General features: G+C 53.6%; 8 protein-coding genes. 1 reads left to right on the forward strand and 7 read right to left on the reverse strand.

Translation table 11 applies throughout. The features are described 5' to 3' along the window. Positions 1–113: 113 nt before the first annotated feature. The 4 genes from ACEW8N_RS05130 to ACEW8N_RS05145 all read right to left on the reverse strand — a co-directional run bounded on the left by ACEW8N_RS05130 (position 114) and on the right by ACEW8N_RS05145 (position 3,972). Positions 114–485 (reverse strand): hypothetical protein, encoded by a 372-nt coding sequence (locus tag ACEW8N_RS05130; protein WP_373498731.1) that lies wholly within the window; start codon positions 483–485, stop codon positions 114–116. 15 nt (positions 486–500) lie between these two features. After that, entirely contained in the window at positions 501–941 is a 441-nt protein-coding gene (locus tag ACEW8N_RS05135) for a hypothetical protein (protein ID WP_373498732.1), read from the reverse strand. Between the two features lie 224 nt (positions 942–1,165). Next, a complete protein-coding gene (locus ACEW8N_RS05140; protein WP_373498733.1) occupies positions 1,166–3,505 on the reverse strand; it encodes a toprim domain-containing protein in 2,340 nt (779 codons plus the stop codon). A 224-nt stretch (positions 3,506–3,729) separates the two neighbouring features. Then, positions 3,730–3,972 (reverse strand): hypothetical protein, encoded by a 243-nt coding sequence (locus ACEW8N_RS05145; protein WP_373498734.1) that lies wholly within the window; start codon positions 3,970–3,972, stop codon positions 3,730–3,732. Positions 3,973–4,254: 282 nt separating this feature from the next. Between ACEW8N_RS05145 and dnaE the strand changes: the two genes are divergently transcribed. Further along, on the forward strand, positions 4,255–7,662 hold the full coding sequence (dnaE, locus tag ACEW8N_RS05150) for a DNA polymerase III subunit alpha (RefSeq protein WP_373498735.1): 3,408 nt from the start codon (positions 4,255–4,257) through the stop codon (positions 7,660–7,662). Between the two features lie 97 nt (positions 7,663–7,759). On the opposite strand, the gene ACEW8N_RS05155 is transcribed toward dnaE, so the two are convergent. From ACEW8N_RS05155 to ACEW8N_RS05165, 3 genes are read right to left on the reverse strand one after another with little or no spacing between them, the layout of a single operon-like run. Beyond that, a complete protein-coding gene (locus tag ACEW8N_RS05155; protein WP_373498736.1) occupies positions 7,760–8,023 on the reverse strand; it encodes a hypothetical protein in 264 nt (87 codons plus the stop codon). After that, positions 8,020–8,412 (reverse strand): hypothetical protein, encoded by a 393-nt coding sequence (locus tag ACEW8N_RS05160; RefSeq protein ID WP_373498737.1) that lies wholly within the window; start codon positions 8,410–8,412, stop codon positions 8,020–8,022. Before ACEW8N_RS05160 ends, ACEW8N_RS05155 begins: the two co-directional genes overlap by 4 nt. Next, entirely contained in the window at positions 8,412–8,606 is a 195-nt protein-coding gene (locus ACEW8N_RS05165; protein ID WP_373498738.1) for a helix-turn-helix domain-containing protein, read from the reverse strand. Before ACEW8N_RS05165 ends, ACEW8N_RS05160 begins: the two co-directional genes overlap by 1 nt. Positions 8,607–9,607 lie beyond the last annotated feature (1,001 nt).

A 9,607-nucleotide genomic window follows, 5' to 3' on the forward strand; every position in this document is an offset into this window, starting at 1 on the left:
AGGATTGGAGGCATCGGGCGGTTCCTGCTGTCTGATGGAAAGATCTTTTCTCATGCTCACATCCCCAGCCATCGTTCCACAGGGTAGCCGACCGCGATAATTTTTGGCGTTTTTCAGGCAATATAAAGAAACGCGCTACAATTATGAATCGCGACCATCTGGACGGCTATCATTGCTTCTACGGGATCCTGAGGAGCGATACCGGCCATCAGAGCGATAATTCCGTTGATCACAGGTTCGTTGTGCTCCTTGATGGGCACCGATCCCTTGAATGCTTGATCAAGCAGATAGAATGCTTCTTCGGGGGTCTGAGAGCAGGTTATTGCCTGGATTTTTTCGACGTAAACCTCGAAGTCCATGGTTCCGTCGAGCACGGGGGTTATCCTGCCCTTTTCAATCGAGACCCTTGGCGTGTTTGAGAGGCTGCTTGAACAAGGGCAATTTTCGAGAGCCGGGTTATCTATCGATGGATTCAGCGGTATCATTTCGTTCTCCCTCCCTTATGCAGTGATGATGTCATAGTCTGCGGCCGGGGGATGGCATGACCGGCATATCCACCTGGAGCCATCACCTCTCCGCCACCAATCCTGGGCGCCACATATCCTGCACGGCCTGCCGGGACAAAAAATTGAAACGCCCCAGTCGCCCTTCTTCCAAAACCCGTTGGGGCAGCTGCCCTCAACCCAGAAGTCCACTGTGATCGTTCTCTCTGTTTTTCTGCAGCACAGTGATTCCGTGAGGTTCGGGCATGACATCGAATAGCACTTCATCTCTTTCGACAAGGGGACGGATGTAACCCTTTCTGAACCATCTGTAACCCCGGGGGCGGCTTCGGAGGTTACACGGTTTTCCCTTTTACATGTGCGATTTTCCGAGATTGTAACCTCTGTAACCTCTGTAACCTGTTTTTTCATGTCTAAGAGAACCTGATACATATTCATCTGCTTTCCTTCCTACGCTTATTGATAAAATAGAGGTTACAAAGGTTACATCTTATAAAATAACATATGATTTAAGGATATTAGTGTAACCAGAATGTAACCTTATGTAACCTCTGTCTATTTTTGCTTCATCATCAACGATTTTGAGGGTTACACCCCCTTTGGAGGGGGTGGGTGCTCCTTCCGGTTTTGCTGAGGCGCCTGGAAAAGCCCGAAGATACGCCTTATGCCTTGGCAGGCTCATCCTCGCTATCTTCAGCCACAAAGTATTCGCATCTGAAAACCCAGGCCTTGTCGGGATTTCCCTCGAACCGATGCGTCTTGTTGGACCTGACAAAGGCGGGGTGTTTCTTCAGGCTTGCCGGCAGCGGCTCCAGCCCGTAGTGCAGCCTGTAACCCTGCTCCTGAATATACCTCTCTGAGTCGGGAAGGTTGAACATGAGGTGTCCGCTCTTGATGTCAAAAAACGCCTTCATGTCCTTCTGGTCCATTTTTAACAGTATCTCGAAGAATTGGTCTGCAGGGGTGAGCTCCTTCTCCAGGCAGCTGTCCTGTTTTTTGTGAACAACATCGAGGATATACTTCCCTATATCGATGGCGTCTCCGAGGATTTGCGAAACGAGGTTGTGGAAACCCAATACGATCGCATGGGTTTCCTGGAGGCGCGAACTGACATTCAGATGCTCCAGCGCCCGCTTTGCCCGTTCATATTCCTCATGCCAGTTCTCTTCGATGTAGGTTCTCCTGCGCATGACAGCGGCGTAAAACCAGGCTTTGTGCGAGCATGAGATGGTTTCCAGCTCCTTGAACGCCTTGAACGTGATCTCGTTCAACTCCGTATCCTTAAATTCGAGAGATATTACGCGCTCCTTCTGTTGCTTGGTCTTGAACGGCTCGTTGTTCTGGACAAACATCAATGCGCCAGGGAATTTTATCTCGGTCGTCTGAATATCGTTGGATTTGACGGCCCGAACCTGGAGAGGGTTTATATTGAACAGCGTCAGGATGGTATCCAGATCGAAGCGCGTCGGCGCCCCATCGCTGGGCCACTCGAGCATGGCGATGAAGGCCCCTGATTTCTGCCCGATCTTCCTGAGTTCGCCTTTTGCGGTGTTCGTTTTCCGCATGGGGATGCCTTCCTCGTCGAAGCATTGGCAGCTGTTCAGAATACGTACCAGATTGGATTTGCCTGTCTGGGAATCGCCGTGCATGGAGAGGAGAGGGAAAAAACCTGTTTTCTGTTTGATCTGGTTGACGAACCAGGACGCCGTGACCCAGGACAGCGCAGCGAGCCCCTTGGCCCCCCAGGCGTCATAAATCAGTCTCCGGATGAGAGCCGGATCCACACCTTCCATGGGCTGGATGGAATGGTGTTCCGCCGGCTTGATATAGTCTTTCCGCGAAAGACGGAACAGTCCCTTTTCATCGGGGAGGTGGAGATCGCCGTCCTTGTCGATCATATGTGTCCGGAACATATAGCAACCGGTGACCTCGTCATATCCTGAAGTGAAGACCTTCCGAACGACCGGCACCTTGGTATCTACGATGTGTCGAAGCAATGCCTTGGTCGCATCGGTGTCTCCCATCCAGACCGCACGCCCCTGCTTCAGAAAGGTCGTTCTCATCTTGTCCGGGGTCGATATCTCTTCTGCCTCGACGGTACAGGATGTCGATCCCCCGGAAGCGAGCTGGATGTTCAGGCGGTAACTATAAACAGGTCTCTCTGAATTGGTCGTGTCAAGCTCGAAATGGGCTATCTCCAAGACGAAATCCGAGACCTCCGTAGAAACGACGATTATCTCTTCCCTGCTGTGCTTTGTTTTGGAATAGCAGTATCTGTCGTTGTATTTAAAGAGCCCCGATTGCCTTTTGAATTCATAGAGCATAGAGGCGTAGGCATGATGTGTCTGTGCCAGGGCCAGGCTGGCCTCCTGTTCGAAGAGTTTCCGCTTATCCTTCAGCATTTCACGCGCTTTATTCGAGCCCTTCTGCATCAGCAGGTCGTTCCAGTCACCATGAACAGAGACCATTTTTTGGGGTTTTGTCTGGAGCCCGTTGTTTTTATCGCTGAAATATTCTTCAAAACGACGGAAGGCACGAATTCCTGCACGATCTCGGTCGAAGGCCAACGTCATGTTCTTGATCCATGAAAAATCCAGCTTCGCAGGGTCCGCACCGGAGGACAGGACGGCGACCGCTTTTTGGCCCATCTCTATCAGTGACAGGGCATCAATAATCCCCTCGGTCACGAAAACCTCGTCGGTTTCATTGTACTCCAGGCCCGGATGCATCCAGAACAGCCCTGATGTTTTCCCGATATTGTGCGTCTTCCCCTCGCCCTTCGGGGGGTTGAGCAGCCTGCCGTTGCAGATCATTTTTCCGTCTTCGGAAGCACTTATGGAAAACATCACGGCCCCTGAGCCCGTACCCCGGACATTCGGCCAGTACGTATAATCCAGATCTTTCAGCGCCTCACTCAATCCTCTGCGCTGTAAATAGACTGTTGCGGGTCTATGGGGATCCGAATCGTCGGGCGGAAAGGTGGTCTCGATATCCGCGGCCATCTCGGGCAGAACGTCCGTGACGGCCGTCTTGACTCCGCAGTTGTTCTTCCGATTGCAGAATATGGTGTAGGGGGAGTCCGCGTGCGCATACGCCTCGGGTTCGCCGCAGGCCGGGCATACGAGCCCTTGGATATATTCTCCTTTGTAGCGGGACCGATCGGACCAGAGAGAGCTGCTTTCAATTTGCGCCTTTATAGTGTCGAGGCTTAAGGAAGATCTCATCGCTATTTACTCCCTTTCCGCTCGAACACCCCGGTGATATCGAGACTCGGAACCGGGTCCTGACCGATGACGGGAACGATCAAGGCGATTGCGGTGTTCCGGTTTGTCACGACAACCGATCTCTTGCTCTTGTTGACAAAATTCATCACTTTGGATACCGCCCAGCAGAGCTTGGTGACCGATATCGTGATCGGATCCTGGTTCGCTTGGGGATCCTGTTTACGCTGGGGACTCTTTTTATTCATGACAACTCCTTGAGGAAGGGGGCGTTTTTCCCGCCCGAGTAACTGTTGCAGTGGCTTGGCCGGAACGGGTCTGGCGGATTGCCGTCCTGCTCGAATGCCACACCCTTACTTATAGTATGGGTCGCCATGTCGAACATTTTAATATAAAAAATATATAGTTATGATTTTCTCCGGGGTGCCGGCAGGCAGTGAACTTTCCATGCCGCACGGGGCAATATGTATGTAGATACTGCCTGCTCTGCTGCAGGCGTTTGCAGAAACATCGAGTCCCCGGAGGAAATCATGGAATCCAGAGAATTTGTTCACCTTCATCTTCACAGCGAATACAGCCTGTTGGACGGCGCAATCCGGATCACGCCCCTGTTCAAGCACATAAAGGCAGTTGGCATGGATGCCGTCGCCATCACCGATCACGGCACCATGTCGGGGGTTGTGGAGTTCTACAAAAAGGCTCTCGCGGCCGGCGTCAAACCGCTGATCGGATGCGAATTTTATGTGGCACCACGGAAGCTCACCGACAAAACATCCTTTGATCGCCAAGGCGTCACCCATCTGGTGTTGATCGCCGAGACTATGGAAGGATATTTCAACCTGTGCCGACTTGCGTCTATTTCTCAGCTTAAAGGCTTTTACTACAAGCCAAGGATCGACCGGGATGCTCTGGCTGCAAACAGCAAGGGGCTGATCGCCACCTCAGCCTGCCTCCAGGGCCAGATCCCGCGGCTGCTGCTCAAGAACCGGATTGCGGAGGCGGACGATGCTGCCCGCTTTTTCCAAGGGGTATTCGGAGAGAAGGGGTTCTTCCTGGAGGTGCAGGACAATGGGCTGCCGGAACAATCCCGGGTGAACCAGCAGATTTTGGAAATGAGCGCCCGCCTCTCGATGCCGATCGTCGCCACCAACGATTGCCATTATCTCTATGAAGCGGACGCCCTGCTCCATGACGTGCCCTTGTGCATCCAGCAAAAGAAAACCCTGCAGGATCCCAACCGGTTCAGGTTCTCCACGGGCCAGCTCTATTTGAAGTCTCCCCGGGAGATGAAGGCGGCGTTCGGGGATTACAGGGGCGCCATCGAGAACACGAGGTGGATCGCCGACCGCTGCCATGTCGAACTCGGGGCCAGGAGCTTTCATCTTCCCCATTTTACGTCAGAAGAGGAGCGGTCCTCGGTTGAGAACTTCGAAACGCTCGTCCATGCCGGCTTGAAGCGCAGACTGGATTGTCTTAAGGCATCCCGAAAGAATCCCATCGACGAGGAAGCCTACCGACAACGCCTCGTATACGAGCTGGGGGTCATCGAGCGCATGAACTACGCCGGCTACTTCCTGATCGTCGCAGATTTCATCGAATACGCCAGAAGGAATGGAATTCCGGTCGGGCCGGGAAGGGGATCGGCTGCGGGATCGCTCGTCGCCTATGCATTGGGGATCACCCAGATCGATCCATTGGAGCACGGTCTTATTTTTGAACGTTTCCTCAACCCTTCCCGTGTCAGCATGCCGGATATCGATGTCGATTTTTGCATCAATGGCCGGGCGCGGGTGATCGACTATGTCGTGGAACGATATGGCAGGGACCATGTGGCACAGATCATCACCTTCGGGAGGCTTGGAGCCCGAGGGGTGCTCCGGGATGTCGGCCGGGTCCTGGGCATCCCCGCTGCGGATCTCGACAGGCTTGCCAAGATGGTCCCGGAGAGGCCTGGCATCACCCTGGAGACGGCACTGTCCGAAAATTCGCAACTTCGGCAGTGGATTCAGGCCCGGCCGGATCTCAAACGGTTGATGGGGATCAGCCAGGGATTGGAAGGATCCGCGCGTCATGCCTCCACGCATGCTGCCGGAGTCGTGATCGCGGATCGACCGCTGGTTGATCTGCTGCCGTTGTGTTCGGGGAAAAACAACGAGATGTTAAGCCAGTATGAGATGGGGCCGATGGAGGCCGTCGGTCTCGTCAAGTTTGATTTTCTGGGGCTCCGCAACCTGACGGTGATCGACAATACCCTGAAGCTGATTGCGAAGACCACGGAACCATTGGACCTGTCCGATTTAGACCTTGATGATGCCTCGACCTACAGCCTGCTTTCCGCAGGTGACACCCACGGGGTGTTTCAACTGGAAAGCCCAGGGATGCGAGGCCTTATCACAAGGCTGCAACCGTCCTGCTTCTCGGATCTTGTGGCGCTTCTTGCGCTCTACCGACCCGGTCCGCTGGAATCCGGCATGGTGAATGACTTCGTGGAACGAAAGCACGAGCGGCAGGAGATCAAATATCTCTTCGCATCCCTGAGACCAATTCTTGAGGAGACCTATGGCGTCGTTCTGTACCAGGAACAGGTCATGAGGATATCCGCGGAAGTGGCTGGCTACTCGATGGCGGATGCGGACGAGCTCAGAAAGGCCATGGGTAAAAAAATCTCCTCTCTGATGACGGAACATCGGACCCGATTCATCGAAGGGGCGGTAAAGCGTGGATACCCCGAGGACAACGTCTCCCACCTTTTTGATATCCTGGAGAAATTTGGGGGCTATGGATTCAATAAATCCCACAGCACCGCCTACGCTCTGATTTCGTATCAGACCGCGTACCTCAAGGCCCATTATCCCGTGGCATTCATGACGGCGCTGCTCAACAGCGAAATCGATTCTGCAGACGGCGTCGCAAAGCTCTCTGACGAATGCAGGAGATCCGGCATCACATTGCTGCCGCCGGATATCAATTACAGCGATGCATTTTTCAAGATGGAAGATGGAAGGATCCGTTTCGGGATGGGTGCCGTGAAGATGGTGGGCACCGGGACTGCCGAATCCATCGTCGACGCCAGAAGGGCGGGCAGCCTGTTTACCTCGCTGTGGGAGGTCAAGACCCGTGTCGGCCGATCCAAATCCAACAAGGGGGTGATCGAGGCGTTGATTAAAGCCGGCGCCTTTGACTCGACAGGGTACACCCGTGCCTCGATGCTTGCAGAACTGACCGCCTCGGCTTCCGGTAAAGCCGGCAAAAAGATGAAGGTGCCCATAGGCCGTTTGGCTGAAAGTCTACCCGAGCTCGGTACGGAAGAACTCCTGATGTATGAGAAAGAGTACCTGGGAGCCTATCTGTCTTCCACGCCTTTGGAGCTGCATCAAGATGCGATTTCTTGTCGATTAACCACCGACATATCGGGGGTCAAAAAGATTATGGAACCGCGCAAAGTGGTCACATTCGTCGGCATGATCAGCCAGCTGCGAGAGATTACCGATAAAAAGCACAGAAAGATGGCATTCCTGTCGGTTGCTGATGCCGCGGATAATATCGACGTCGTCGTTTTTGCATCCAAGTATCAGCGGTTCAGGGAGTGGCATGATCGAAGCGGCGAATTGGGTATTTTCACGGGGACCGTGGATATCTCGGATCGTGGGCACAATGTCATCCTGTTGAGGGTCAGCGACGTTTGCACCCCCAAACTGCCTGGCATAAAAGGCATTCATGTCAAGGTGGACAAGGAGTCGTTCGATGAGGAGAGACAACGAAGGTTCAAGCGGGCTTTACTGGGGAACCCGGGCGAAGTGCCCTTTTTCGTGCATCTGAGATGCGGGAATACTGTACGCGAGATTTATCGCATGGATTGCACATGCACGCCATCTCATGGGCTGCGGGATGATCTCCATTCGATATTAGGGGCGGACGCGGTGGGAATCAGCTCATGAAAGCTCCGAAACAGGATGGGCTCCATCGGCAATCAAGAATGGCCCGCCGGAGAGAGGGGGTGTATCCCCGGCGGGCCATTCAATTCCACCTCGGCCCCTAAAGCCCAAGCGCCCTGCAGATCCAATACCCCCACCAGCCCAGTTCGTACATCATATGGACCAGCCACATGGGGATCCACCGATCAATCGTTCTTGCCGCCGAGATCCGCAGCTTCTCCATCCAGGTGGGGTCGTTAAGCCTGCCCCTGCACGGACTGGGCTTGAACTCGACCACTTCCGGCATTCCGGTCCGCACCTGCATGCCCGCATTGAGCCGTTCGTAGATTTCTGCCACCTCGTCCAATTTGGTCCTTTCGGTCATCTCATCTCCTCCATTTTGGTCAGCGCCTCAAGGATATCAACCCAGAGCCTGTGCATAATCAACCTACGTTCCAGCGGCGTCCCAAAGGCTTCTACGTGCAGCGCAAAGACGATGTTGATGTAGACCCCTCCGCCGGCGTCCCTGACTATCAGGTTGAGCCGCTCGCCGGTCTGCGTAATCAATCTGATAGCAGCGCTGTCGTGAACCGGCATCCTTAGATAGGCCACTTGGTTGGCTTCATCGTAGAGTGCCTCATGTCCGCCGTTCAGATTGATGTGCCGGAGCGACCTGACCTCATCCCGGCAGGTCCAGGCCGCTATGCCTGGGTAGAATTCCTGGTCGTCGTCCGCGAAGCCCACAAAATCCCTGTTTACAGTAGCTCCCTCCATCACAGCACCTCCTGGTCCTGGATCATTCCCCGGATGTCCTGTGGTCTCATGTCCAGGAGGGTCTCCAGGGGGATCCCCGTAAGTTCACGTACCCGCTTGGCCAGCCGCACGGATATCCTCGCGCGACCGGTGCACCAGTGATGTACGCATTGACGGGTGATTTCCAGTTTGTCGGCAAATTCCTGCATGTTCATTTTGTATTCCTCCTTCGATTACTGCGATTTTGGTCGATCCAAGGGCCGGCAACCGGCCCGAAGGGGCTGTAAAACCAACACCCTATAGTACATAGATGGACCAAAGCCCGGAGAAGTTAAGCAATTTTTTTTAGCCATGGTAATCAACGAGTTATCTCGGTTGGTCGTGATGATGAGAGACCCGCTTTGCTGGACATGCTTTTTCAGTCCATCTTCATTCGTCCGGCGGCTCTGGCCCTGGGGAGGGTGTTAACGGCAGGGCTGGACCGAATAAAATGGCGGTGCCGGATGCAATGAAGCGCGTCGGGTTTTGGATGAAAGCTGGGACTTTTTGGAGAAGTTGCTGGAGGCTTCGTAAGATTGATTGTGGCGAAAGGGCCTGTAAGATCTTGAAATACGCCCACACTTTTTTTGGGTTTCCGGCCTTACGTCAGCGCAATCACTTCGACAGCCGCCGCCTGCCCATACAGCATCCTCCGCTGCCTGAGATGCCCGTCACGCCACGATCTTTTTTTGCGAGGGTGTCGATATGGCCCACGAAGCCCATGTTCGATAACATCAGGCAACATCGTCTCCATCATCACCGGTTTCCTACGGCATGACCATGCAGGCTGCAGATGATGGCGATGATGAAGTAGAAGGATACGGAAAGGAGATCTATGGTATTGTCGAACATACCGCGGCGGCATGCTGGGGCATCGCAAAATCAATATGGCGGAATGGGAGACCTGGAGGGCAGGGCCGGACCGGGTAATATGTGGCTCCGGCCCGGCTCTTTTTTTGTGTGACGGTGCGTTACTTCGGGTTCAGTGCAGATTTGTCATGGTATCCTTGAAAAATTACGGTGCCAAGATACTCAAGTTTCGGATCATTATGTTGCGAGTCGCCTTATCTGTTTGATAACATAGCAAAAAACAGCGACGCAAGTGAAAATTCAAAAACTAAAAAATATCAGAAGGTTATAATGTATTTTACAAATTTGTAACAAATCTGTCAACATA

Source organism: Desulfococcus sp., from assembly GCF_041737845.1.
Taxonomy (GTDB): domain Bacteria; phylum Desulfobacterota; class Desulfobacteria; order Desulfobacterales; family Desulfococcaceae; genus Desulfococcus.

Coding starts and splice junctions, on each gene's coding strand:
- ACEW8N_RS05155 (WP_373498736.1), bottom strand. CDS start 8,023: ATGACCGAAAGGACCAAATTGGACGAGGTGGCAGAAATCTACGAACGG.
- ACEW8N_RS05145 (WP_373498734.1), bottom strand. CDS start 3,972: ATGAATAAAAAGAGTCCCCAGCGTAAACAGGATCCCCAAGCGAACCAG.
- ACEW8N_RS05140 (WP_373498733.1), bottom strand. CDS start 3,505: ATGGCCGCGGATATCGAGACCACCTTTCCGCCCGACGATTCGGATCCC.
- ACEW8N_RS05165 (WP_373498738.1), bottom strand. CDS start 8,606: ATGAACATGCAGGAATTTGCCGACAAACTGGAAATCACCCGTCAATGC.
- ACEW8N_RS05160 (WP_373498737.1), bottom strand. CDS start 8,412: ATGGAGGGAGCTACTGTAAACAGGGATTTTGTGGGCTTCGCGGACGAC.
- dnaE (WP_373498735.1), top strand. CDS start 4,255: ATGGAATCCAGAGAATTTGTTCACCTTCATCTTCACAGCGAATACAGC.
- ACEW8N_RS05135 (WP_373498732.1), bottom strand. CDS start 941: ATGAATATGTATCAGGTTCTCTTAGACATGAAAAAACAGGTTACAGAG.
- ACEW8N_RS05130 (WP_373498731.1), bottom strand. CDS start 485: ATGATACCGCTGAATCCATCGATAGATAACCCGGCTCTCGAAAATTGC.